This is a genomic window from Pseudocolwellia sp. AS88 (genome assembly GCF_030551755.1).
Classification (GTDB): domain Bacteria; phylum Pseudomonadota; class Gammaproteobacteria; order Enterobacterales; family Alteromonadaceae; genus Pseudocolwellia.
Genome location: NZ_JAUPEC010000003.1, coordinates 149,986 through 176,312, shown reverse-complemented (window position 1 = coordinate 176,312; position 26,327 = coordinate 149,986). Strand labels below are relative to the sequence as shown.

The 26,327-nt window shown below is 36.0% G+C and carries 17 protein-coding genes; 10 read left to right on the top strand and 7 right to left on the bottom strand.

Going from position 1 to position 26,327, the window contains the following annotated elements:
• Positions 1-247 precede the first annotated feature (247 nt).
• From Q5N69_RS03630 to Q5N69_RS03600, 7 genes are all read left to right on the top strand, one after another.
• Positions 248-1,912 carry an EAL domain-containing protein gene (locus Q5N69_RS03630; RefSeq protein ID WP_304367491.1) on the top strand — a complete coding sequence of 555 codons (1,665 nt, stop codon included), beginning with the start codon at positions 248-250 and terminating at the stop codon, positions 1,910-1,912.
• Positions 1,912-3,237 (top strand): HD domain-containing phosphohydrolase, encoded by a 1,326-nt coding sequence (locus Q5N69_RS03625; RefSeq protein WP_304367490.1) that lies wholly within the window; start codon positions 1,912-1,914, stop codon positions 3,235-3,237. The genes Q5N69_RS03630 and Q5N69_RS03625 overlap by 1 nt, the downstream gene beginning before the upstream one ends.
• A gap of 9 nt (positions 3,238-3,246) precedes the next feature.
• Positions 3,247-3,792 (top strand): heme NO-binding domain-containing protein, encoded by a 546-nt coding sequence (locus tag Q5N69_RS03620; protein WP_304367489.1) that lies wholly within the window; start codon positions 3,247-3,249, stop codon positions 3,790-3,792.
• 3 nt (positions 3,793-3,795) lie between these two features.
• Complete coding sequence (locus Q5N69_RS03615; RefSeq protein WP_304367488.1) at positions 3,796-4,767, top strand: sensor histidine kinase; 972 nt, start codon at positions 3,796-3,798, stop codon at positions 4,765-4,767.
• A gap of 298 nt (positions 4,768-5,065) precedes the next feature.
• Positions 5,066-5,785 (top strand): matrixin family metalloprotease, encoded by a 720-nt coding sequence (locus Q5N69_RS03610; protein ID WP_304367487.1) that lies wholly within the window; start codon positions 5,066-5,068, stop codon positions 5,783-5,785.
• A 267-nt stretch (positions 5,786-6,052) separates the two neighbouring features.
• Positions 6,053-7,591: a VCBS repeat-containing protein gene (locus Q5N69_RS03605; protein ID WP_304367486.1), complete on the top strand. Its 1,539-nt coding sequence runs from the start codon at positions 6,053-6,055 to the stop codon at positions 7,589-7,591.
• A 142-nt stretch (positions 7,592-7,733) separates the two neighbouring features.
• A complete protein-coding gene (locus Q5N69_RS03600; RefSeq protein WP_304367485.1) occupies positions 7,734-8,726 on the top strand; it encodes a phospholipase A in 993 nt (330 codons plus the stop codon).
• A 44-nt stretch (positions 8,727-8,770) separates the two neighbouring features.
• Here Q5N69_RS03600 and Q5N69_RS03595 read toward each other — a convergent pair whose 3' ends face one another.
• Positions 8,771-9,655 carry a M23 family metallopeptidase gene (locus Q5N69_RS03595; protein ID WP_304367484.1) on the bottom strand — a complete coding sequence of 295 codons (885 nt, stop codon included), beginning with the start codon at positions 9,653-9,655 and terminating at the stop codon, positions 8,771-8,773.
• A gap of 302 nt (positions 9,656-9,957) precedes the next feature.
• On the opposite strand from Q5N69_RS03595, the gene Q5N69_RS03590 reads away from it, so the two are divergent.
• On the top strand, positions 9,958-18,357 hold the full coding sequence (locus Q5N69_RS03590) for a LamG domain-containing protein (RefSeq protein ID WP_304367483.1): 8,400 nt from the start codon (positions 9,958-9,960) through the stop codon (positions 18,355-18,357).
• A gap of 112 nt (positions 18,358-18,469) precedes the next feature.
• On the opposite strand, the gene Q5N69_RS03585 is transcribed toward Q5N69_RS03590, so the two are convergent.
• Positions 18,470-19,417 carry a response regulator gene (locus tag Q5N69_RS03585; protein WP_304367482.1) on the bottom strand — a complete coding sequence of 316 codons (948 nt, stop codon included), beginning with the start codon at positions 19,415-19,417 and terminating at the stop codon, positions 18,470-18,472.
• A 104-nt stretch (positions 19,418-19,521) separates the two neighbouring features.
• On the bottom strand, positions 19,522-19,995 hold the full coding sequence (locus tag Q5N69_RS03580) for an NYN domain-containing protein (RefSeq protein WP_304367481.1): 474 nt from the start codon (positions 19,993-19,995) through the stop codon (positions 19,522-19,524).
• Positions 19,996-20,130: 135 nt separating this feature from the next.
• Here Q5N69_RS03580 and plsB point away from each other — a divergent pair, with 135 nt between their 5' ends.
• Positions 20,131-22,572 carry a glycerol-3-phosphate 1-O-acyltransferase PlsB gene (plsB, locus tag Q5N69_RS03575; protein ID WP_304367480.1) on the top strand — a complete coding sequence of 814 codons (2,442 nt, stop codon included), beginning with the start codon at positions 20,131-20,133 and terminating at the stop codon, positions 22,570-22,572.
• Between the two features lie 96 nt (positions 22,573-22,668).
• Here the strand turns inward: plsB and ubiA are convergent, their stop codons facing one another.
• A complete protein-coding gene (gene ubiA, locus Q5N69_RS03570) occupies positions 22,669-23,529 on the bottom strand; it encodes a 4-hydroxybenzoate octaprenyltransferase (RefSeq protein ID WP_304367479.1) in 861 nt (286 codons plus the stop codon).
• Positions 23,530-23,593: 64 nt separating this feature from the next.
• Positions 23,594-24,196 (bottom strand): chorismate lyase, encoded by a 603-nt coding sequence (locus Q5N69_RS03565; RefSeq protein WP_304367478.1) that lies wholly within the window; start codon positions 24,194-24,196, stop codon positions 23,594-23,596.
• 295 nt (positions 24,197-24,491) lie between these two features.
• Here Q5N69_RS03565 and Q5N69_RS03560 point away from each other — a divergent pair, with 295 nt between their 5' ends.
• Positions 24,492-24,872, top strand: a complete 381-nt coding sequence (locus tag Q5N69_RS03560) for a flagellar basal body-associated protein FliL (protein ID WP_304367477.1) — start codon at positions 24,492-24,494, stop codon at positions 24,870-24,872.
• A 142-nt stretch (positions 24,873-25,014) separates the two neighbouring features.
• Here Q5N69_RS03560 and glpG read toward each other — a convergent pair whose 3' ends face one another.
• The gene (glpG, locus tag Q5N69_RS03555; protein ID WP_304367476.1) at positions 25,015-25,884 is read right to left on the bottom strand and encodes a rhomboid family intramembrane serine protease GlpG; all 870 of its coding nucleotides are present in this window, start codon (positions 25,882-25,884) and stop codon (positions 25,015-25,017) included.
• On the bottom strand, positions 25,881-26,216 hold the full coding sequence (gene glpE / locus Q5N69_RS03550; RefSeq protein ID WP_304367475.1) for a thiosulfate sulfurtransferase GlpE: 336 nt from the start codon (positions 26,214-26,216) through the stop codon (positions 25,881-25,883). The genes glpG and glpE overlap by 4 nt, the downstream gene beginning before the upstream one ends.
• Positions 26,217-26,327: the final 111 nt, after the last annotated feature.

The window sequence follows — 26,327 nt, the reverse complement described above, 5'->3', positions numbered from 1 at the left end:
CAATAAAAACAAGAGTTAGCAGCCTAATATAGAGCTGCTAACTCCCCTCTCAGTAAATTCTCCATCACTCAGAATGCAAAAATATTCTCCTCTCTTAATGGCAGAATATTTAACTTCAACTACAGTTAATATGACATTGTTGACAATTTTATTTTTGTTCTTCAAATCATACCAAGTTGATTAATTAATTGGCCACTTAGCAATAATTTATTATTCGAATGGGTATAAATTAAATACTAGGACAAATATGCATTATGAAATTCTACTGGTTGACGACGAAAAATCAGTCACCAAGGCATTAAGTCGAGTTTTAAGAAACGACTTCTCTGCCATACATGAAGCACAATCAGCTTCGGAAGCATTAACTATTTTAGAAAATAACCCTATTGATGTGGTTATTTCTGATTATCGTATGCCCGATGTAAACGGTAGCGAATTATTAACCCAAGTTCACAATCTTTACCCTAATATCTTAAATGTTATGTTATCTGGTCAAGCAGATATGGAAGGGTTTGCTAAAGCATTAAATGACGGTTGCATCAGCAAGTTTTTGTGTAAGCCTTGGGACAATAATCAATTACGCGCTTTTCTACGAGATACAATTAAAGAACATGAGTCTAAACGTAATCACGATACCTTAACGTTAATCCCCACATTAAAAATGTTTAAAGAACAAATCAAACATTTAGGTTTGAACGAATTTAACGGTGCCTGCGTTGCTCTACTCAATATTCAAAATCTTTCCAGTGTAAATAAAGATCATAGCTATAAAGCGGGTAATAAAGTTTTAAAAGTTATCGCTAGACGCTTAAGTATGATGTTCCCTGAACACATAATGACGCGAGTAGAAAGTGATATTTTTGCCATAGTATTTCAGAATGAAGGCAGCTTAGGCAAAGACGCTAATGCATTATTACGTATTATTTCAACACCTATAGGTATAGACGAAAAAGAAATAGAAATTACAGGTTGTGTAGGTATTACATCTATTAACGATTGGAAAATAGATCTTACTGAAAACCTTGAACGTAATATTAAACATATACGCGCATTAAAAAATGATAAACAAGAAATAGTTTTTTGCCCTCCGCAACAAGAAGATAAATGGTTTAACAAAGCTAAACTCATTAATGAATTAGGAAGTTCAATAAAAAACAATAAGTTGAGTCTACATTATCAACCTCAAATAGACTTAGGCCTCAATAAAATAACTGGCTGTGAAGCACTTATTCGCTGGGTTCATCCTGAACTAGGGTTCTTAACGCCTGATAAATTTTTACCTTATATTGAACGATACAATTTAGCTGATGACTTATTAGTTATGATTTTAGATCAAGCTTTCAGCTTTATGACGAGTGAAACTGAATTATTTAAAGATATCACTATGAGTATTAACTTGTTTGCTAGTCAGCTAGGTAACCCAAAGCTGACCCAAATAATTATTGAAAAGCTTGCCCTTTATCAAATTCCTGCAACATCGCTAGAATTAGAAATAACAGAAACCAGCGTTGTAAAAAGCTTTCAAGAAACTCGTGAACAACTTATTACCTTGCGTAATTTAGGTATAAAAATAGCCATTGATGATTTTGGTACTGGCCATGCTTCATATGAATATTTATGTGAATTACCTGTCGATGTTGTAAAAATAGATGGGTGTTTCATAAAAGGCATGAATAGCAGTTTAGAAAAAACTACGGCGCTGAATAATATTATTGCAACAGCTACCACCTTATCACTTGAAATTGTTGCCGAGTTTGTTGAAGAAGAGCAGCAGGCTAATACGTTAACCCAAATGGGGTGTAATCGATTACAGGGCTATTGGTTTAGTAAAGCGATAAATTGTGATGACTTCATCTATTTTGCCTCATTATTTAGTAAACCTAAGACTCATTCTGGTATAAGCGAGCATTAATGACTGAAGCAACAATGAACAAGCCAATTGTAGAGACACGTCCAGAAAACGCCCCTCTAAAACTACTATTACTTGATGATGAAGAAGACATTATCAATGCATTAAAAAGGTTACTACGTAATAACTATGAAATTATCCCCTTTAATAAAGGTGATGAAGCGCTAGCTTATTTACAAGAAAATCATGTAGATATTATTATGTCAGACATGCGCATGCCCAAAATGGATGGTGCAGAATTTTTGGCTCATGCCAGAGAAATCATACCTAACGCTATTCGTTTATTACTTACTGGCTATAGCGACATGGACTCAACAGTTAAAGCGATAAATGACGGTGGCGTTTACACCTACATTAGTAAGCCATGGAATAACCAAGACTTAAAACTCACCTTAGAAAAAGCTTCTGATCACTATCTTCTTAAAAAAGAAGCGAAAAGGTTGAATGAAGAAGTTGCTAAAGCCAATAAAGAGCTAGAAATCTTTAATCAATCACTTGAGTTAAAAGTAATACAACGTACTTCAGCATTACAAGCCAGTACAAAAAAATTAAAGAACACACTGCAAACACAAAAAGAGCTGTTTTTTGATGTACTCGATATGATGTCTGCCACTATAGAATATCGAACAGGCTTTAGCGCAGGACACTCCATACGTATTGCTATTCAGTGTAAAGCCGTAGCCAAAAAACTTGAATTAGACGAAGCTCAATGTCGACGTATTTATCTATGTGCACTACTTCATGAAATAGGCACAGTGGGGCTTTCTGATGACTTATTACAGGAAAACTCAATAGGCTCAGGGAAACTTGAAGATTTACTCATTACTCACCCAATGATCGGCGCTGAAATTCTCGGTAAAGTTAAACGCTTTGCCTCACTAACAGACAATATACTTCATCAAAACGAAAACATTGATGGCACTGGATCACCAGCTCATCTTTCAGGAGACGATATTCCTGTTGGCGCACGCATTATCAGAATAGTTAAAGATTTTGATTTTTTAATTGCAGGAAAAACTAACGCTAAAAGAATGTCGATTGCTAATGCATATGCGTGGATGAAAGAACGTGCAGATGTTTGGTACGACCGTAAAATTTTGAAAACATTTATTGACCTCCTAGGTAACCGAGAAGCTGTTGATGGTGAAATGGAGTTTAGTATTGGTGTTGAAGCGTTAAAGCCTGGTGACAAATTATTAGAAGATTTGATCCTAAACAATGGCAATGTAATGCTCAAGGCAGGCCAAGAGATCAATTCAGTCATGATCACAAAATTAAAAGAATACGAAAGAAGACATAATACTAAAGTAACACTATTTATCGCTTAGGAGACTTATATGCAAGGTTCAATTTTTACTGCTTTTTCAGACATGATTATCGATAAGATGGGAATGGAACAATGGAATGAACTATTAGAAAAAACGGAACCGGCTTCGCAAGGTATTTATACAAGTGGAGAGCAATACGAAGACAGTGAACTAGTGAATATGGTGGTGGCGCTATCAGAAAAAACAGGTGTAGAACCTGAGAAACTTATTCAAGCTTTCGGGCAATATTTATTTACATCACTTTATGAAGGATGCCCTACAGATTTGTCTAATGTTGACTCGCTACGAGAATTTCTATTACAAATAGACAGCGTTATTCATGTAGAAGTAAAACGCGTTCATCCTAATGCTTACTTACCTAAGTTTGAGTATGAAGATGGTGAAGGTACAGATTTAATTATGTATTACACATCTAAGCGTAAACTTTGTCATGCCAGCGTTGGTTTGATTTATGGTGCAGCTAAACAATTTAATGAAGAAATTAACATCACCCATCCTGAGTGTATGCACACAGGTAAAGATCGCTGTAAACTTATCATCAAGTTTAAGGACTAGCCATTGCCAGATAACAACCCTTACAAAGCTGCCTATGAAAGAGAGCGTCTAGCACGTAAAAAAGCAGAAAAATTTCTCGACGATAAAACACGAAGTCTTTACGACAATATTGTGCAACTTCAAACAACAGTGCGCGCACTCGAAGAAACTCAAGAGCAGTTAGTACAAGCTGAAAAGATGGCATCTATCGGTCAACTTGCTGCAGGTGTCGCTCACGAAATTAACAATCCTATTGGCTTTTCATTAAGTAATCTAACCACCTTATCTGAATATGTTCAATCCATAGTTAAGCTAGACGATATGGTTATCAACAGTAATGATACATTAGAGAAAAATGAATTTATCACTCAATATCAAAATCTTAGAAAAACTGAAGATATTGAGTTCATTAAAGATGATTTACAAGACCTACTTGGCGACACCATTAAAGGTTTGAATAGGGTCAGTGCGATTGTATCTAATTTAAAAAAGGTCACCCACGCAGGTGAACTTGAAATGAAAGCTTGCCAAATAAATGACATTATTGAAGAGTCGATAAAAGTTGTATGGAATGAATTAAAATACAATATGACCGTAGAAAAATATTTTTCTCCATTACCTCTGCTGGCTTGTCATTCAGGTGAAATCCATCAAGTGCTTATGAACCTGTTTTTAAATGCATCTCATGCATGTGATGAAGAAGGTTTGTTAATAATAAAAACCTATACCAAAGAATCTAAAGGTAAAAATTGGATCGTTATCGAAGTCAGTGACAATGGGAAAGGTATGCCTAGTGAAGTAAGAAAGAAAATATTTGACCCTTTTTTTACAACTAAACCTGTTGGAGTGGGTACCGGATTGGGGCTTTCTGTATCTTTTGGTATTATTGAAAAGCATAAAGGTACAATAAAAGTAGCAAGTGAAGAAGGTATAGGTACTACTTTTAGTATTCATTTACCTCTAAATGAGCAAATAAAATCTACCGAGACACTATAAGAAGAAAGTTGCTATAGTCTCATTTCTTCCTTTTTTGTCATAGCCACTGCGGGTCCTTAGCTGTTCATTGTTATTATTTTGTTAGCTTAAAGATCGTGATTGTTTATCTATCATTAACAGGGTGTTAACCCATTATAAATCACCCCTCTCCCTCTTAGTGCCAGCTTTAAAAACATAAAACAATTCTTATACATTTCAATACAATAGGTTTAAAACCTCACTAATCATTAATAAATAATGGCGCAATTATGTAGAAAGCCTAAGCTTAATAGAACAAATAAAATCAAGAATAACTATTATGAAAAACTATATAACATTTATTAAATTTCTTTCTGTAGCCACTGCTCTATTTCTAACTTTTTCAAGTCAAGCGGGTATATTTTCAGGTGCTAAATGGGGAGATTCAACAATAGGAACATCCGGCGGTGAAGTTACATGGAGTTTAATGGCTGACGACATATCATGTTATGGAGAATTCGAGCCAGCAGGTTGTCGCACAACAGCGTTATCAAGCTTTATGCCTGATGGATATGTTGACGAAATAGCGCGTGCTTTTAGTATGTGGTCAGACATTGCTGATATTTCTTTTAATATGGTTGCTGATGGTGGAGAGCCCTTTGGTGGCGTTCCAAGTGCAGACATCCGCCTTGCAGGTCATTACTTTGATGGTACCAATGGGGAACTAGCACACGCATATTATCCGATAGGAAATACAGGAGGAGACATACACTTTGACACGGGTGATAGGTGGAGTATTGGTGGCTATATCGATATTTTTTCTGTTGCTCTTCATGAGATTGGTCATGCCATAGGTATTGAACACTCAGACGTGGGCAGCGCTGTTATGGACGCTCGTTATAATGGTCCTATCACAGGGTTAACGAGCGACGACATTGAAATAGCTCAATACATTTATGGTGCGGCTCAAATACAAGCAACAGTGCCAGAACCAAATTCAATACTTTTATTTATGTCTATGATTGGCTTAGCATTTGTAAATAAACGTAAAAAATCTTAATAAAGTTTTTTACTAATAATCCTTAAATTATTTTATGTTATAAAAATTATTACAGCCCCAATAACACTTAACTGACAAAGCATTCGTTAACACGAATGCTTTTTTGTTTCTTATTTGCAACTTATTACATCTTCCTGCATCAAACTCACTTGTTAATATGTTATAAAAAGTGTTTTAAAGAGAAAAACCCTTTGTATGGCATTTCTTTCTACGTTTAATGTGTTAGTAAAATTAGGCCTCCCCCAACTTTAGGTTAAATAAGATATTATGTTATTAAGCAATAAATCCGTTTCACCTTTAACAATGATTAAAAGTCTATTTTTATTCTTTCCATTAATATTTAGTGTTTCAAGTCAAAGTAAAGACAGCTATTTTGATGAATCGGAAATAGTTACGCCTTATGTATTAACTCATCCTATATTCCCTGTAAATTTACTAGAAAATCCAGGGAAAGAATTACTTACTTTTGCTTTAGACGAAGCAGGTAAGCCATGCTTGTTAATTTACGCAAAGGATCAACAAGGTGAGTATAGCCAAGCTTATAAAACCTTTTTACCTAGAGATTTCTATCGTTTTGACATTTCCTCACCATCACAATTAGATCCGCTACAAAATCTATATTTTTTGTCTAGCAACAATGTCTTCATCTTAAATAGTCAACTCATCAACACTCAGTCATCTTTTAAAAAAGTACAAAGTATTTCATCCATTGCGATGGGCGATAACAAACAATACCTGACTAAGGGTGACTTCCTTACCGATTTAAATAACGATAATTATGACGATATTTATTTAGCAGATTTCAATAATGCTCATGTATTAATACAATCAGAGCACGGATTTACAACATCAACTTTGCCAATAAAAGTAGAATCGTTATTTACATCGCAAACAATGGAATATTTTCACATACCACCCTATTTTGAAGATGTGAATTTTGATGGTTTACCTGATGTGATTTACATTAATGAAGGTAAATTTACCTATTTTCTTCAACAACAAAATTCCAGTATTAGTCCTATTCCCAACTACCTCACAGTTAACGATATGATCACGAGTTTAGATTGGTGGTATACCCTTGACGAAAATGGAGAAAAGCCGGATCAAAGTAAATTACATTATCGAAAAATAGAACAGCTTAAAGATATTAATGGCGACAACATCATGGATATGGTGGTGCGATTTACACAAAGTGAGGGTGTATTAAGTAAAACCAACGATTATGAAATTTATCTTGGAAGAAACATAGAAAATCAATTAAGTTTTTTAACTGAGGCTGATAGCGCAATTAAAGCAGAAGGTACACTAACGGATATTCAGTTTGTTGATATTAATAATGATAAAAAAGATGAAATCCTGGTGGCCGGATTTGATATTGGTTTATCACAAATTATTGGCGCTCTACTCTCAGGTAGTATTGATCAAGATGTGCATTTATTTTACATGGACGAAAACTTTCATTTTAATAAAAATAACAAGGTGACTAAAGAAGTTGAATTAAACTTTAGCTTAAGCTCAGGTACCAGCGGCAGTCCAGTTGCCACCTTACTAGATGTTAACGGAGATAACCTTCAAGATCTTTTATTGTCTGATGACGACGATACCCTAAAAATTTATCTCGGCGCAAACAATAAACGCCTCTTCACGAAAAGAGCAATCAAACATAAAACTCAACTTCCGAAACAAGGAGATATGTTGATCACCAACGATATAAATAATGATGGAAAAGACGACATCCTAATCAAGTATGGTCGAGAAGATAAAAAAGAAGTACAAACCACATTTAGAGTTTTAATGTCGCGCTAGTTACTTTCATAGTCGCTAAGCATCAACTACAATAGAGGCAATCGTTCTACTGAGAAATGTTTCACTACATTCTATGCCTCATTCAATAATACAATTATATAACTCTGCTACTGTAGCAATATCCCCTCAACAGGTTTTAGCTTTGCTAGCATTACTATCTTTTTCATTGTTAACAAAAGCGGATGAGTCAGGTGATCAATGTATTTTAGACACCATTAAAAATTCTCAAATCGCACTAACCTATGAAGAAATAAAAGAAGCTTGTGCTATTGAAGACGTTGCCCTTGCTTCACAAGAAGTAACACCCAAAAAGGTACCTCAACAAGGTCGTTTAGCGAAAAGGATTATAAGTGAAAAACGCACGGCGTTTGACCCTTATGTTATTACACCTCATAAAATGAATTATATATTACCTGTAAATTACACCAATAAAGTAAACCGAGAGGTTTATGTGGGTAATAATGATTGGAGTGAAGACCTAACAAATACCGAAGCTAAATTTCAAATTAGTATCAAAGTACCTTTAAACAAAAAAAGTATATTTACACCTTACGACGGAATATTTTTTGGCTTTACATTACAGTCATGGTGGCAAGTTTATTCAGATGGTATTTCAAAGCCATTTAGAGAAACTAACTACCAACCTGAACTTTTTTACTACGCACCTCTAAATTTAACACTTTTCGAAGGTAATACTGGTTTTGCTGTAGGTATAGAACATCAATCAAATGGTAGAACTCAAGGCTTGTCACGTAGTTGGAACAGAGCTTACGTGGATTTTTTATATGAAAAAGATAACTTCACTTTTTCTTTTAAACCTTGGTGGCGATTACCAGAAAGCGATAAAGAGTTTTTCTTAGATCCTGATGGTGATGATAATCCAGATATTAGTGACTTTATGGGATACTTTCATTTAGCTACGGTTTATAAATGGGATGTGTACGAGTTTACTTTTATTGGCCGTGAAAACTTTGTCACCCATAATGGTGGAATGGAACTCGGATTAACTTTCCCTCTTTGGGGTAAGTTACGTGGCTACTTACAGTACACAAATGGTTATGGCGAGAGCTTGATTGATTATAATCACTCGCAACAAACTATTGGGCTTGGTATTGCTCTAACTAACGTTTTATAAGCCTATAAATACCTGTTTACTCTAATTCGTTAAGTTAAGTAAAACTACAAAGATTGTAAGTTTACTCCACGTTTAGGTGTTACTGCTTTACCATTTGATTCAAAATTGAAAGGGATGGACTCTGTTTTAAAGCCTGAGTTCTTGTAAATAATAAAATGCAAATGAGGTCCTGTTGAAAAGCCAGAAGAACCCGACATTGCTAATGTATCTCCCACCTTCACTTCATCCCCTACTTTAACTGTCGCAGTTCCAAGTAAAATATGACCATATAAAGCATAGCTCCCATCTGAATGTAATACCATCACACGGTTAGCTTTATCTAAAAAGTAAGCGGTTTGACCACCCATATGATAATCATCTTTTACATCAATAACCGTTCCACTTCGTGCTGCAGTTATATACGTCCCAACAGGTAATGCAATATCTACAGCATAGTTATTTGGTGGTTTATTATGAGAAAACTTTCCATTAAACCCTTGTGTTATCTTTCTCGGTAAGCCTGATAAAAAGGGAGTCTTGTATAAATAGTTGTCTGTATTAGAGACAGGATCACCGATGAGCCAACGATAGGTAAATTGAGGTATCACCTTAAGATTTGAATAAAGAATAGCCTTTGATTTGCCACTTATTACATGGCGAGATATTTTTTTGCTTTGTGTAAAAGTAACTTCTATTTCTACGGGTGCATAAAGTGTATTTTCAACTAAAAGCTCATGCTTGCCTTCATCATTTAATAGATAGATCTTGATAGGCGACTGCTTTTCAACAGTATCGCTATATTTTGTTTCTTCTACTTTTACATCAGTAATTGGAGGTTTATCGCTAAACACCCAATTACCATTACTATCTTTATATTTGTAGACATTACTGGCTGATACCGAGCTACATATTAAATAAAAACAAATGAAAAAAAATGTACGTAATCTCAATTTAATTAAACTCCATGTACTACAATATCCATATTTTTTGATGTTTAAATTAGTTAATAATACTAATCAAAGGCATAATTATGAAGAATACCTCTTGTATTGCAATCACTCTAGCTAAAGTTAGATAAAATCAGTTCAATTCTTAAACATAAACTATACTTAACTAATCGTCAGCACGTCACATAGTGTTAAAAACCAAAGAATAGGATATGATAATATTTTATAAAAACATGATAAGTTTCATAGACTTCATTATTATATTTGGGTCTACTCCCCTAAAAGAGAATTAAGCTAAGTTAACGATGTTGAAATTATTTGTATTCATAAGCACCTTCTTATATAGTGGTCAAGCACGAGCAGAAGCTTGCTCTCCGCCTAATACAAGTAATTGCTATACATTACAGCTTCATTACACTTTCTCTGAAGGCTCTGGCCAGCAGACTACAGACATTAGTGGTAATAACAGAAATGGTACCTTACTCAATAATCCAACATGGGTATCTAACGGCCCAAACAATTACCTAAACTTCACGCGCGCTAATCAAACTAGTGTTCAATCTCCAGCGTTTGTACCTCCTGCCGACGGCGTAGTAGCTTTCTGGCTTAAAATTCAAACAGTCCCTACAACTAGACAGCGTATTTTTGGTTTTAATGACGCTTGGGAAATTCGTTGGGATAGTAACAATGTTATGTATCTGGATATCAACAAAGGCGGCACTAATAACAGTATTCGGACTAGTTCGGCCATCACTACGACTAACCAGTGGGTGCATTTCGCTGTTGTTAGTAGTGCAACCAACAATACTTGGGAAGTTTATATTGATGGAGTGCTAGACAACAGCGGCTCTGAAACACTCACAGCCGTAACCACTTCAGAACGCCTTAGTATTGGAACACGTACCGGAAGTAATGATTATTTAGATGGCTCGATTGATGATTTCAGGCTTTATTCGGGTGTACTTACTGCCAGTGAAATTGCGGAATTAGCAGCAGACTCCCCTGATTGTTGTTTAACGTACCCATATGAAACAGATTTTGAAGGTGATAACACCGAGTGGACTCCAGAAGATGATTGGGCTATTGGTAGTTCAGGTCATGGAGCTTGGCAAGCCAATTCAGGCTCAAAATATCTTGATAACAACCCATCAGAAGTAGATCAAGAATTTCATTATAATCGCTATATTTGGTTGAATAAGCCTGTTTATATTCCTTTTACGGCTGATCAACCTACTTTAAGCTTTTACTACAAAGCGGCCATATTCTCCGGACAAGTTTATACGCAAATATCTACAAATGGTTCATCGTGGAGTTACTTAGAAACATACACAGATACAAGTAACCACAGTAACTACACCAAACGAGAAATTAATTTAGAAAGCTATAAAGGCGAATCAGTACAAATTAGATTTATGCAGAATTTTGGTTCTGGTAGCGGTGCCCGTTTATTTGTTATTGATGATTTACGTATTGGTGACTTTCAATCTGACGATTACGCTTATCCTTATAGTAATGGGTTTGAGTCTGCTGATTTAAGAACACATTTCAACTACGAGGGTGATTGGGATAGCTCTCAAGCTCACGATACTAAATGGTTCCCAAGTGAAGGTAGTTATTTCCTTGATAACAACTACAATAATGAAGACCAAGCAGATCATCGTAACCATTACGCCACGATGAATGGTTTTATTACTTTGCCAGACACTTCAGTTAATCCAATGATAAGTTTTGATTATATCTCGGATATTGTTGATGGATTAACCTATGTACAAATTCAAGAGTATGGTTCGACTGACTGGACAACATTAAAATATTTTAGAGAAGAATATAACTTTTCCAACCATACACCATATACAAAGTACGAACATAATCTAGCCAGTTACTTAGGTAAAAAGGTTCGTTTTCGCTTTAGACAATATTGGTACAGTACTACAGGCCCTAGAACATTCACCATAGATAATATTTTTGTCGGCGATCACACTGACGAACTCCCCTTTCCTTATGCCAATGGTTTTGAAACCGCAGCTGAGCAAGCTCAATGGTATCCTGATGGAGACTGGGGAATATCAACGGAGCACGATACTAACTGGTTTCCTTCAAGCGGCAGTTCATTTCTAGACAATAATGTTGATAACGAAGATCAAGCCCTTCATCGAGAGCATTACGCTACTATGGCAGGTTATGTTCAACTGCCCGCAGATAGCAGCAATGTTGTTGTAAGTTATGACTATTTAACGAATGTTTTTGATGGTCAAGGCTACATTTATATACAAAAACTTGGACAAGCTAATTGGACACACCTCAAAACATACAATGAGACGTTTAATCGCTCAGAATATGCAACAGAAGAAATAGCACTATCGGCATACGCTGGTGAAAAAGTTCGTTTTGCATTTAGGCAATATTACAATAGCACTAATGGTGCTCGTGTGTTTGCTGTTGATAACTTTGAAATTAGATATACCACCACTGAAGAGTATGCTTACCCTTATTTAAATGATTTTGAAACACCTATTTCAACCGCCGATATTAATGGTCAAGATCAGTGGGCACACATAGGTGACTGGGGAATATCACAAGCCCATGATGGGGTTTATATACCAGAAAGTGGCGCCTACTTTTTAGATAACAATTTCGAAAACAAAGACCAAAAATATCATCATGAGCATTACACCACGATGAAAGGCTTTGTTACTTTGCCTGAAGCACCAGCAAACCCAATGATAAGCTTTGACTATTTAAGTGACATATTTAATGGTCAAGTTTACTTAAATATACAAGAAGAAGGCTCCTCTTCATGGATCAACGTAAAAACCTTTACCGACGAATTTAACCATAAACCTCATACCAAATATGAATATGACTTAAGCAACTATGCGGGTAAAAAGGTACGCTTTCGTTTCAGACAATACTGGAATGATGAAAATGGACCTAGAGTATTCCCAATCGATAATATATTTATCGGTGAGCTTACCGAAACACTGCCTTTTCCATACGCTAATGACTTTGAAACAGCCGAAGAACAAGCTCAATGGTATCCTGATGGGGATTGGAATATATCAACTGCTCACGACAGCCGTTGGTATCCAAGTTCAGGCACTTCATTTTTAGACAATAACTATGAGAACGAAGACCAAAGTAATCATAGAGAGCATTTCGCTACCATGTCTGGATATATTCCCTTACCTGAAGATAGCAGTAATGTTGTCGTTAGTTTTGATTACCTGTTAGATACTTTTGATGGCCAATTTTATATTTATATTCAGAAACTTGGGCAAACGAATTGGACTTATCTAAAAATTTATCCTGAGGAGTTTAACCGCTCACAATATACTCGAGATGAAATTTCTTTAGCCGCTTATGCTGGAGAGCAAGTTCGTTTTAGGTTCCGTCAGTATCATTTTTCAAGTAATGGTGCCCGCGTTTTTGCTATCGACAACTTTAAAGTTGAGCAAGTAACTTTAGCAAATTATGACTACCCATATTTTAATGATTTTGAAACGCCAATATCCACATCCACAATTAACGGCCAAGACCATTGGGACAACATAGGCGATTGGGGAATATCGCAAGAACACGACACTATCTATGCTCCTCAGGCAGGAGAGTTCTTTTTAGATAACAATATTGATAATGAAGACCAAGCTAGCCATCGTAACCATTACGCCACCATGAATGGCTTTGTCACCTTACCTGCTGCCCCTGAAAACCCTATGCTAAGTTTTGACTACACAAGCAAAATTGGTGGTGGTACAGCCTATGTAGAAATTCAAGAATTAGGCTCTAATACTTGGATAACTCTCGACACATTTAATGAGACTGAAGACCATACTCCTTATACCAAATTTGAGTATTTCTTGGGAGCTTATGCAGAAAAGAATATACGCATTCGGTTTAGACAATACTGGGATACAACACCGGGTCCTAGAGTATTTACCATTGACAACTTTTTTATCGGTGAATTAACTAAAGAATTATCTTATCCGTATGTAAATAGTTTTGAAACCTTAGAAGAACAAGCCGAATGGCAAGCTCAAGGTGACTGGGCAGCGAACACTGAACATGATACTCATTGGTATCCTCAATCAGGTAGCTACTTTTTAGATGGCAATGCTGGTGCAGACGATCAAGCAAATCATCGCGAACACTTTGCAACATTATCAGGCTATATTCAGCTTCCCGATGATACAAGTGCCGTTGCAGTTAGCTTCGATTATTTGTTAAATACTTTTGAAGGGCAACCTTATATTCAAATCCAAAAGTTCGGTGAAAATAACTGGAGTAATCTGCGCACATATACTGATAAATATAATCACGACGGATATGTGCATGAAGAATTTGCTTTAACTAACTATGCCGGAGAAAAAGTTCGTTTCAGATTTAGACAATATTATTATAATGTTGCAGGTCCACGTACCTTTGGCGTCGACAATTTTAAAGTAGGTGAGATAGATCTACCTGATTATCAGTATCCTTACTTTAATGATTTTGAAACACCAACTTCAACACCAAGTATTAATGGACAAGATCATTGGTCGCTAGAAGGCGATTGGAATATTTCAACCGAACACGACAGTATTTATATACCCAAAAATGGTAGCAATTTCTTAGATAATAATGCAGATAATGAAGACCAAAGCGGCTATAAGCTATTTTATGCCTCATTATTGGGTTACGTGCCTATTACCAACGATGCTAACAACCCTCAACTTAGCTTTTGGTACAACGCCGATATTTATAACGGAACTATTCTCGTTGAAATCCAAGAAAAAGGCTCTAACAATTGGACCAATATTCAGACATTCACTGAGCAAAATAGTCATAATGGCTACACTAAGTTTTATTACGACTTAGATGCCTACCAAGGGAAATCGATCCGAGCAAGAATTCGTCAGTATTGGTATGCCGACAGTGGTGCCCGAGTATTTACTGTTGATGACTTTAGAATTGGTGACGACGACCGTATAACCTTGAGCTATCCATACGAAAATACTTTCGAGTCGCTCGCAGAACGAGAGCAATTTATAGCCGATGGTGATTGGGGAATATCTACTGCGCACGATACGAATTATGTACCATATGAAGGTAGTTGGTTTATTGATAACAATGCCGAATTTGAAGATCAACAGGTTCATCGACAACATTATATTACTTTAGCTGATTATATTCCTATTCCAAGTAATGCTAATGTGCCCACTGTAAGCTTTTGGTATAAAGCCGATAATTTTGATTATGCTAGTTACATAGAAATACGTCGTAAAGGCGAAACGTCATGGAGTAATCTGTTTACCTATACTGAAGACAAAAACCACGACGAATATGTCAAATTTGAGATGCATCTTGATTCCTATAAAGGTGATGAAGTTACATTTAGATTTAGGCAATATTGGAATAGCACCAGTGGGCCAAGAACTTTTGTCATTGATAACTTTAGAGTAGGAGATCTTATTCAAGAAGAATATATTTTCCCTTACTTTAATAACTTCGATACTGAAATAAGCACAGCCACAAGCAATGGTCGCGACCATTGGAATACAGAACACGATTGGAAAATATCTGATCAAAATACGGTTACAGGCACCGCAGAAAGTGGTGATTGGTTCTTAGATAATAACCCTGACGCTGAAGACCAGCGGTATCACAGGAACCAATATGCGACTATGCATGGTTTTGTGCCTATTCCTGCTGATGCGGTAAATCCTAAAGTGAGTTTTGATTACGTAGCAAACTTGTTCAATGGTTCTGCTTATATTCAAATACAAAAAGCGGGTTCTTCTACATGGACAAATTTAAAAACCTTTACCAGTAATGATAATACTGCAACTTATGAAAATTATAGTAACACGCTGGATTCCTATAAAGGTGAAAGTGTACGCTTTAGATTCAGACAATATTTCAACTCTACGAGTGGCGAACGTGTATTTAATGTTGATAACTTCACTGTTGATCAAGAGCTGCTTGGTATCTGGTATTTTGAAGAAAACTGGGAAGATTCTACAGGTAACGGATTCGATTTAAGTCCCGTAAACACACCTATTTTTGATGACACGACGCGTGCAAAAGATGGTGCGATAGGTTCAGATACAAGTACCTGTTTTTATACAGGCTACGAAAACGATCAATATGCTATTGCGACAGATACTGCTTCACAAAATCATTTTAATGCACTTACTGTATCGGTATGGATTAACCCTGCCGCTTACAATACTAATTTAAGTACTATTTTAACTAAAGGTGATGACTTTGCTATTCACTTAAATAGCGCCGGCAATATTCAATGGCAATATTTAGGTAGTCAATTAACATCTTCAACTGCGATACCTTTAAATCAATGGACTCATATTGCTCTTACCTTCAAAGATGGTGAACAGTACATTTATATTAATGGAACCAGCGTTGCGTCAGCTTCTGTTAGCGGAGTATTAACTGACTTAGATGAAGATATATATGTTGCTGCTGATTTAAACAACGCCACCAATAGCCTTTATTCAGATCGCTACTTTCAAGGTACTATCGATGAATTACGTGTTTATCGTATAGCCCAGAACTCATCTGCCATTGCTACTGACATGGATGTACTTCATCCTTGTGATATTAGTATAACACCTGATCATTATCGCATAGAACATGACGGCATAGGTCTGACTTGTGCTGCTGAAACGGTAACGATTAAAGCATGTAACGATGCACAATGTACTGATCTTAATATAGAACCCAAGACTCTGAGCTTTATTGTTGAATCGAGCGATGCAGATACTATCACTTCAACAATCACCTTTACTGGAAGTACAGAGGTTACTTTTAATCATACATCACCAGCACCTGTTGAATTATCCATTATTAATGATGTGAATAGCCCATCCATTAATAACTTTCAATGTATAGGCGGCACTGCGGAAGCACCTTGCAGTATCTTATTTAGTGATGCAGAACTAAGATTCCTAAACAATAACAATGTCGATGATATAGAGCATCAAACCTCAGGGTCTAACTTTAATCACTCTATTCAAATTCAAGCAGTGAAAGACAATAATGGTGTTTGTGAAAACTTATTTGTTAATCAAAATACTAATATTTCTTTCCAACAAGAAAATACAACAGGAGCAACGAGCGGCTTAAGCTTTACTATTAATGGTACCAATATTCCTCGTTCTGGCTATCAGGACGTCACCTTAAACTTTGGTAGTGATGGTATAGCAACAATTCCTTCGCCTGTTTATAACGATGCTGGTGAAATCAGATTGCATGCTAAATATGACCAAGATGGAGTGAACTTAGTTGGCGTAACTAATAACTTTTGGGTAAAACCTTATGCATTAGATCTAGAAGCTACTTTCAACAGCCCACATATCGCAGGCAGTAATTTTAGTTTAAAAGTAACACCTCTTAACGCAAATAATGGCGTTCCAGAAAACTACAAACAAAACGACATACACTTAACGGTAGAACGATTAACGCCAAATTCTCCAGCATCTCCTACTGGTCCAGATTATTACACCGGCGGTGTTGATGGCGTGTTTACATATAATGGCGCTAGTGTCGATCTTTCATCACCTCAGGCACTTATATTAAATCCATTTGTGCTTGTAGATAATACATTAACGTCTACATCAGATGATGTCAGTTACTCTGAAGTAGGTACTATCAGTATAGATATAGAGGACCTGAATTATGGTGGGATTTCAGGTTTTGATATTCCATCAAGTGGTTTAATTGAGATTGGCGCATTTATACCTGACCACTTCGATGTTGCTCTTGATTCAAATGGACAAGGTGCTTTTGAAAACACCTGCACTTTAGGCGCGACTTACTTTACCTACACTGGACAAGCTTTTGGCTATAAAATTGATACTAATGGCACAGTTCAGGCACCACAGCTGATCATTACAGCAAAGAATGCTAATAATGTAACCACCCAAAACTATACTGAATCAGAAAAGCTTTCAGTAACTGATATTGAAAGATCATTATCAACGGCTGATAGTATTCAAAACGGTGCTGATGGTCTCGCTAAAGTCACTATCACACCAACTCCAGATAATAATGGAACGCTCACAAGAATTAGAGCAAATAATGATGGTAGTAATATTGTAGTGGGTGGTTCAATTGAATATCGCTTCAGCGAAAATGATCGTTATACATACGATCAAAACACCAATGCATTAATTGACAAATTTACCTCTGATTACACTATAACTATTGAAAGATTAAGAGATAGTGATGGGGTTACGGCAATTCCTAGTGATACAGCACAAATCTCCGACTTGCCTTTATCATTTTCACCTGATCCTATAGAAATACGTTATGGTCGTTTAACCTTAGCAGATAACTTTGGTCCAGAAACAAGCGACTTACCCATTACCTTATCGGCTCAATATTGGAATGGTACGCAATTTGTTCTTAATACTGCAGACCGATGCACAACTTACAATTCAGCTAACTTACAAGTTACCAATGCAAGTTTGACTTCAGTAAGAACCTCTGATGGAACACTAGATGATGGCTCAACTAATCTACTTATTTTGAGAGCACCAGGTGCAGATAATCAAGGTAATACAGAAGTCATATACGATACATCCCTTACCCCTTGGTTACAGTTCGATTGGGACGAAAATGGAACTTCAACCGATCCTTCAGCCAATGCCGTATTTGGTGTGTTCCGCGGAAATGACAGAATAATATCTTGGCGAGAAGTGTTTCAATAACCTTTAGTCATAAATATACACATAGTTAACCCAACTAATGAATCAGGTATAAAAAAAGCTAACAAATGTTAGCTTTTTATCGAATCAATTTGTGCTAAGCGACTTAGTTAAATTAAGCAATTTTTAAATAGTCCTTAATAATCTCTGTGCCATTGTCTGCTTGTATAGGTTTAAAAATAAAACCTGAAATACCGTAACCTTCACATTCTTTAATTAATACTTGGTCTGTAACAGACGACAACATAACCACAGGTACATTATGACCTGCAGCTCGAATTTCTTGTAGCGCTTGATTACCATTCATCTCGCCCATAACAACATCCATAAACATAAAGTCAGGGTTGTGCTCTTTAACCATTTCAACGGCAGTTGAGCCATCATCGGCTTCAATAATGTTGTCGTAACCTAGCTTACCTAATATTCTTTTAAGGGCTTTGCGGATCATCGAACTATCATCCACTAATAGTATAGTTGAGTCTGATGGTAAATCCTTAGTATGTATATTTGCTATCCCAACACTTTCTTCGCGTTTAATACCCACCGATTGATAGTTAACACTTCGTACTAAAAGATTAAAATAATAACGACCTACACCTTCAATTATAATAGGCACAGTAACAACTTCCCGAACTCCCTTGAGATATTTCGACATATCATCAACATTGTTAACAAAGTAAGGACTCGAAAATTTATAATCTAAGTTATAACGACCATGTAAATCTGTAGACCTACCAACAATAGTATTACCCCATTCGGCTAAAGCATTACTTAATTCGTCGTTAATTTCTGTGTATTCATATTTTTCATCAAACATCTTTTCACAAACAGAGTTACCAATAGCCACAGCAGTTTCTGGATAGTGATGCATCATAATAACGCCATCCAAATGACCCGTTACATCTGAACAAACCGCATAACCTTTAAAGCGAAAGTCATCAACGTTATCCATAAAAATATCACCCGAAGAACCAGATAAATTGGTCATCGCTTTTAAGCTAGCAATAGATTCTGTAATGAATGGGTATAAAATCACTTTATAGATTGTATCAACTGACGACATGTAAATTCACTCTCTGTTATTATTGTAATGAAAATATAAAATACTTGATAAATCAGCTCTTTGCAAGGGAATGCTAAGTAGCTTATTTGGTTAAAAGTATCATATTACTGTAATAAATTTTCTTTAATTTCATGATAAATAGACGCTGCATTTATTAAGGAGTTAGCTGTTAATGAAGGTACACCGTAAACCTGAGTTTCTACCTGATATGTTGCTGCTATTTCAGTTAATAACATGTCAAAGTCACCATCACCAGATAACAAAACCACGATATCTACTTCGGCAGCAGTTTTCATAATATCGATTGTGATACCTACATCCCAATCACCTTTTGCAGAACCATCGCTACGCTGAATAAAAGGCTTAAGCTTTACATCAAATCCAATATGCTTAAGGGCTTTTTGAAACTTATGTTGTTGATCATCATTTCGTTGAATAGCGTAAGCATTAGCAATAACAATATCACCTTGGTAACTTAGCTGCTCCCAAAATTTACGATAATTAAACTGTCGCTTGTAAGCATCTCTTGTAGTGTAGTAGATATTTTGTATATCAACAAAAACCGCAATTTTCTTCATGAATTCCTTAAATTAATTTTATAACCTAAATAGGTAATATTTTTGTCACAGTAAAAACCCATCATACGACTTTTTTAAGACAAAAATACAAGATGGTGATAAAATATCGCCGCGCTAAAATATTGAGTACACAAGATGTCAGCACTACGTTCGTTATACCACTACTTATTGAAACTCCCATTAAAATTATTAGTAAAATGTAAAGTTATTCCTGATAACTTCAGTGATGGCAGTAATATTAATCAAGAACAGCCAATTTTTTATGTAGTGAGATATCAATCATCAAGCGATGTTATTGCATTGCAACATGCCTGTAAAAAACTAAATCTACCTAATCCGTTAAAAAAGGTCATCATTAATGGTAAAAGCTTTCCACGAGTTTTCTTTCTAGAAAAAACCTCGTCTGTATTATCATGGAAAGAAAAAGCTAAAACTAACGCGATTGACCAAGGTTTAGAAATATTAACTGAGCACGAACTAGATTCAGACTTAGATGCACAAATGATCCCAGTAAACATTACTTGGGGGCGTACACCAACAAAAGAAAAAAACACGGCGAACGTAGGTACTGTTATAGCAGACGAAGAGTCTCCTACTTGGTTACGTAAAATATTTATCGTGTTGTTTGCTGGTAGAGATACTTTGGCTCGCTTTAGCGAACCTATGTCTTTTAGATACATGGAAGACAAACATGGCAGCAACGAAGCGACTGCTCACAAACTTATTCGTATCGCTAGATTTCACTTCTATCGCCAAACTATATCGGTAACAGGTCCAAGATTAATGCATCGCAAACAAATGTTTACCGCGATGTTTGCAAACCCGGCAATTAAAAAAATTATCGCTGACGAAGTAAAAAGTAAAGACAGTTCTGAAGCTGAAGTGAAAAAACAAGCCTTAGCCATCATGGACGAAATAGCCGGAGATTACCGAGAGTCTATGATCAGCGTAGGAGCACGAGTTCTTACTTGGTTATGGAAACGTTTATACAAAAGCATTGAAGTAAGTAATGCCAATACAGTACGAAATTTAGCACAAGAAGGTCACGAGATTATTTATGTGCCTTGCCATCGTAGCCATATGGACTACTTATTACTGACTTATATTATTGCCCAAGAAGGCTTAGTAACACCTCGTATTGCAGCAGGTATAAACCTTAATTTTTGGCCAGCAGGACCTATTTTCAGAAAAGCTGGAGCATTTTTTATTCGCCGCAGCTTTAGAGGTAACAGACTGTATTCTACTATTTTCAGAGAATATTTAGGTTTGTTATTTGAACGTGGTTACTCAGTAAAATATTACTCAGAAGGTGGGAGAAGCCGCACAGGTAGATTACTTCCACCTAAAACGGGCATGTTAGCCATGACTATACAAAGTTTATTACGTGGTATAGACAGACCTCTCACCTTAGTTCCAGTGTATATTGGCTACGAACATGTAATGGAAGTAGGTACATATCATAAAGAATTGAGTGGTAGTGAAAAGAAAAGTGAGTCTTTCCTTGGTGTATTCAAAGCTATCAAGAATTTACGTAACTATGGTAAGGGTTATGTAAACTTTGGTGAGCCGATTAATATTAATAAGTTTTTAACGGATGAAGTGCCAGACTGGAAACAATCAATTAATCCTATCGATCCACAAAAACCTAAATGGTTAACACCTACCGTTAATTTATTAGCTGATAAAGTTATGACTAACATTAACCAATGTGCTGCATTAAACGGTGTTTCGTTAGTTGCTCTTATTTTACACTCAACAGATAACAAAGCCCTTTCAAAGATAGAATTAGAGTCGCAACTAGATTTCTTCTTAATGTTACAACGCGCGGCACCTTATAGCGCAGAGCTTACCGTTCCGGCAGATTCTGGGGCAGAGTTATTAGCAGATGTTATCGCATTAAATAAAGTGACGGTGAATGAAGACAGTTTTGGCACCATCATTTCATTAAACGAGTCTGACGCCCTTGAAATGCGTTACTACCGTAATAATATCCTGCACACTTATGTGTTACATGCCTTGTTATGTCGTGTTTTAGAATGTAATTCAAACATATCCACTTCAGCCATTATTGAACAAATTCAACCATTGTTGTCGTTAATCAAATCAGAACTATTTTTATGGGGTTCTGCTCAAGATATGGCAGTGAATATTGAAACATCTTTAAACGTACTAGCTGAGCTCAATATTGCAGAACAAAGGGAAAGTGGGACTTGGTCATTATTAGAAGCAAACAACCAAAGATCTAAATCAAGACTATTGGCTGAATGTATTGATGAAACCATTCAACGATTAGCGATTATTTGCTCGTTGATTGATCGTTTATCACCAATTGATAAAGCGACATTTGAAGATAATGTGGTTTCGATTGCGAAACGTTTATGTGTATTAAATAGTATTTCTGCGCCTGAATTTATCGACAAAAAAGCCCAATCTTTACTTATTGGCACCATGCAGAAACTTGGCTACATTGGTCTTGATGACGATGGTAAGCTTGTTCCTACAGATACACTAGCGCCATTAAAAGACATTATTTTGAACTTAACAGATATTGAAGTGCAGCAAAGTATTTCGAGATAGAAAATTCGTACTTTGCAGTGATTAGATATTGATTGCGTGCAGTCGTTTATGAAGCTTATACCTAGGGGATTTTAAAATGAATCCCCTTTTTTATTGCTATAAATACTCTATAAATATACCTAAAAATACAACCAGTCCAACAAAGTGATTATGTAAAAATGCCTTAAAGCATTTATCGCGTTCTCTATTTACAATTAAAAACTGTTGGTAAGTAAATAAACCTGCACACATCACTAAACACAATTGATAAGGCCAACCAAACGCCAGCATGTCACCCACCGTAAGTAATAAACCTAAAGTAATTAACTGCAGGAATAAAATAATACGCTTATCATGATCACCAAATAAAATTGCGGTAGATTTAACACCTATTTTTAAGTCGTCATCTCTATCAACCATGGCGTACATGGTATCGTAAGCCACCGTCCAACATAAATTCGCAATAAATAATAACCAAGCAATTAATGGCACTTCACCTGTAGATTCAGCAAAAGCCATAATCATTCCCCAGCTAAAGGCAGCACCTAAAACCACTTGAGGCAAGTTAGTAATACGCTTCATGAAAGGATAAATAATGGCGAGGAATACCGCCACAAAAGACAACATAATGGTATAAGGTTGTAAGGTTAAAACAAGAATTAAGGCATTAATGATTAAAAAGAAAAATAAGGTAAGTGCTTCAGTAACACTTAATGCGCCCGTCACTAAAGGTCGGTTTTCAGTCCGCTTTACCTTGCCATCAACTTTTCTGTCGGCAAAATCATTTATTACACATCCGGCACTACGCATAATAAACACACCTAAAGTAAATACTACAAGCAAGTGGTAGCTTGGCATACCTTCTTGAGCTATCCATAACGCCCAATAGGTTGGCCATAACAATAAATAGGTACCAATAGGTTTGTCGATACGAGTAATCGAAACAATGGCTTGCCACTTAGCTTTAAATGCATTCATAATTAATTTCTATTTGGTTATTTGTACAGAGTAATAGGTAAAGTTAAGTCTTGAGTGATCAATTCTATTCAATAAGTTGAGCAGCACGAGTTTCTGAAATCAACTCATAAGCAAAAGACTCAGGTAAAAAGACCTCAGCCACCATAATAGGTTTATTATTTAAAACAAAAACAGAACGTCGTCCCCAAACAGCTGTTGTCGGCAAGTCTAACTGCTTAATTAAAGTAAAAAGCGCACTTGATTGCTTAAAGCACGCCACTTCAATACCTTTTCGGATCAAATCAGGATGATTAAACAGCACTTGCCCTAAAGGTTGTTCACCTAATTTTGCTAAGCTTTGTTCTTCACCTGTTAAACTTTTCAAGGGTAATAAACTACGTGCAAATACTTGTGGTTTGTTATCACAATACAGTAACACCTCTCGCACCAAAACTTGCTCATCTACGGCAATATCATCGTTAGCTTCAAGCTCGCTACACGCGATAATTTCTTGCCCTAAAACTTCAACACGAAACTCTGTGCAATGAGTTTTCAAACGCGCAGTTAAAGAGCCTGTAGCAAATAGCCAATCGCGCAAACCTTCATGTACAGAATCATTGTCAGTGTTAACTGAACTCGACCATAGTGTTTGGAGCGTAACGGGAAATAAATGTGAATGATGCTTCATAGTAAAAAATAGTGAATTAAAAACACTTAATCATATCAGGATTTACACCTACACGCCTAATAGCTCAACCGATTTAGATGAGAAATTAAGGAAAAACCATCGCCTCAAAATCATCCTAAATGTTCAATTAAAATATTTTGCTTTTTGTAGATGAGTCTTTTCTTCAAACAACTCAACCAAATGCTATTCATAGCTATTAAATAATACCTTGATCAACTTGGTATAAACTGGAAAAACAGGTTAATCTATACTGTAATAGATTGTATTTATTACCTGAATTCAAGAGAGATTTAAAATGAAAAAGCTAATAATAGCCCTTTGCTGCTTACTTCCCTTTTCTTCCATTAAAGCGGCTGACTATGCATATTTCGGTTTTGAACCTTCAATAATCACGAACTATAGCGCCGTTAAAAAGAAAATGGGCTACGTAAGAATTAGCGTTGAATTGATGATTGAAAGTTCATCAAATTTCGAAATAGTAGAACATCACGCACCTTTATTACGTGACGCGATAATTACAATTATTGGCCAGCAGCCTGAATCAAAGATTAAATCTATCAACGGTCGACATGAAATTCAGCGCTTATGTGAAGACAAGGTAAAAGCTCTTTTACAAAGAGAAACAGGTGGAACCTTAATTAAAAAGCTTTTATTTACTCAATGGTTAAGCGAATAGACTAATACCAAACGGATTAATTTCTGATTAATCTAATTTTGGTTAGCTTGGCTCAAATATAAAAGAAGGGCGATATGTTAACATATCGCCCTTCTTTTATTTTAATCACTTAATTTTACTGAGTCTTTAGTCCCTCAGATTTTTATTGTTTCGACACTTTAATTCTAAACCAAGCCAGTCCACAACCTGAGACTAAACCTAATAGATGTGCAGTATTTGCCATATTTACAGGTAATACATCAGCAAAACCTAGCAACATAAAGAACAGCAAAAAGCCGACAATAGGTTTTGAAATAGTTAAGCCTTTTTCTGGCGCTAACCAACCATACCACCATACATAGCCGAATAAGGCGTAAACCACGCCAGACAAACCACCAAAGTTGGGACCCGATACTATAAACTGACCAAAGTTTGAAACGATTGCGGATACAAGAAATAAGTTAACTAATGCCCATTTCCCTAAAGTGCGCTCTATCGCTCCACCAATTTGCCACCACCACATAGTATTAAAAACAATATGCATCCATGAAAAATGGAAAAACGCAGGGCCAAGCAGTCGGTACGGATGTTCTAATAAATGATCAAATGTTAATTGTGGGAAAAAGCTAATTTCATTAAATATCGTGTTCCCCCAGCCAACTAAACTTAATAGAAATACGAACCAACAAATAGCGAATATAACTAAAGTAACAACGCCAGCATGACGGAAAAATTGATCTTTAAATTGCGTGAATATTGAAGGTCCATCATTTTGTATTTCAGCTACCTCACCATTATTCCAAGCTGCTTGCTGATACTTAGGATGATGAGGTTGTTTGATAAAATCTTCAAAAATAGCTTTAGCTTTATCTCTTTGGTTAACATCGCAAAAAATAACAAAAGTATTATCTTCAGGCACAACTTTAGCGGGAATTCTTTGGCTGATCAGAAAATTACAAAACAATAAGGCTATATTGTGATGTTTAATATCTACAAAAGCTTCTAGTGCTATCGATGTTTCGGTATTACTCATGAAGTGCTAACGTCACTCGGATGCTCTAGTTGCCATTGGGTAAAACCACCATCTAATGAATACACATCAGTAAAATCTTGGCTAATTAAATATTGAGCAGCTTGCTGGCTTGAATGGCCGTGGTAACAACAAACAACAACAGGTGCATCTAGATCTGCTTCTCTCATGAAGTCTGAAAGCGTTTCGTTAGTTAATTCTATTGCACCAGGAATATGACCACTTTTGAATGAATTAGGATCTCGAATATCAACAACGACGTAAGTTTCTTCTGCTAACGCTTGGTGTAATTCACTTATCTGCATGTGCTTAAAATTCGTTGTACTTTCTGACACGTATCTCACCTTCTTGTAAATAATCTAAAGATATCCAGTTAACTTATAAGTCATTGTATGCGTTAACTCATTTGTTGATAAGAATAATATCATTTTTTATGGTGTTGTTTA

Excerpts from the sequence above, each read along its gene's own strand:
- Q5N69_RS03565 (WP_304367478.1), bottom strand. The coding sequence starts at position 24,196 with ATGAAGCATCATTCACATTTATTTCCCGTTACGCTCCAAACACTATGG.
- glpG (WP_304367476.1), bottom strand. The coding sequence starts at position 25,884 with ATGAGTAATACCGAAACATCGATAGCACTAGAAGCTTTTGTAGATATT.
- ubiA (WP_304367479.1), bottom strand. The coding sequence starts at position 23,529 with ATGAATGCATTTAAAGCTAAGTGGCAAGCCATTGTTTCGATTACTCGT.
- Q5N69_RS03590 (WP_304367483.1), top strand. The coding sequence starts at position 9,958 with ATGTTGAAATTATTTGTATTCATAAGCACCTTCTTATATAGTGGTCAA.
- Q5N69_RS03630 (WP_304367491.1), top strand. The coding sequence starts at position 248 with ATGCATTATGAAATTCTACTGGTTGACGACGAAAAATCAGTCACCAAG.
- Q5N69_RS03585 (WP_304367482.1), bottom strand. The coding sequence starts at position 19,417 with ATGTCGTCAGTTGATACAATCTATAAAGTGATTTTATACCCATTCATT.
- Q5N69_RS03625 (WP_304367490.1), top strand. The coding sequence starts at position 1,912 with ATGACTGAAGCAACAATGAACAAGCCAATTGTAGAGACACGTCCAGAA.
- Q5N69_RS03605 (WP_304367486.1), top strand. The coding sequence starts at position 6,053 with ATGTTATTAAGCAATAAATCCGTTTCACCTTTAACAATGATTAAAAGT.
- Q5N69_RS03560 (WP_304367477.1), top strand. The coding sequence starts at position 24,492 with ATGAAAAAGCTAATAATAGCCCTTTGCTGCTTACTTCCCTTTTCTTCC.
- Q5N69_RS03610 (WP_304367487.1), top strand. The coding sequence starts at position 5,066 with ATGAAAAACTATATAACATTTATTAAATTTCTTTCTGTAGCCACTGCT.
- plsB (WP_304367480.1), top strand. The coding sequence starts at position 20,131 with ATGTCAGCACTACGTTCGTTATACCACTACTTATTGAAACTCCCATTA.
- Q5N69_RS03580 (WP_304367481.1), bottom strand. The coding sequence starts at position 19,995 with ATGAAGAAAATTGCGGTTTTTGTTGATATACAAAATATCTACTACACT.
- Q5N69_RS03620 (WP_304367489.1), top strand. The coding sequence starts at position 3,247 with ATGCAAGGTTCAATTTTTACTGCTTTTTCAGACATGATTATCGATAAG.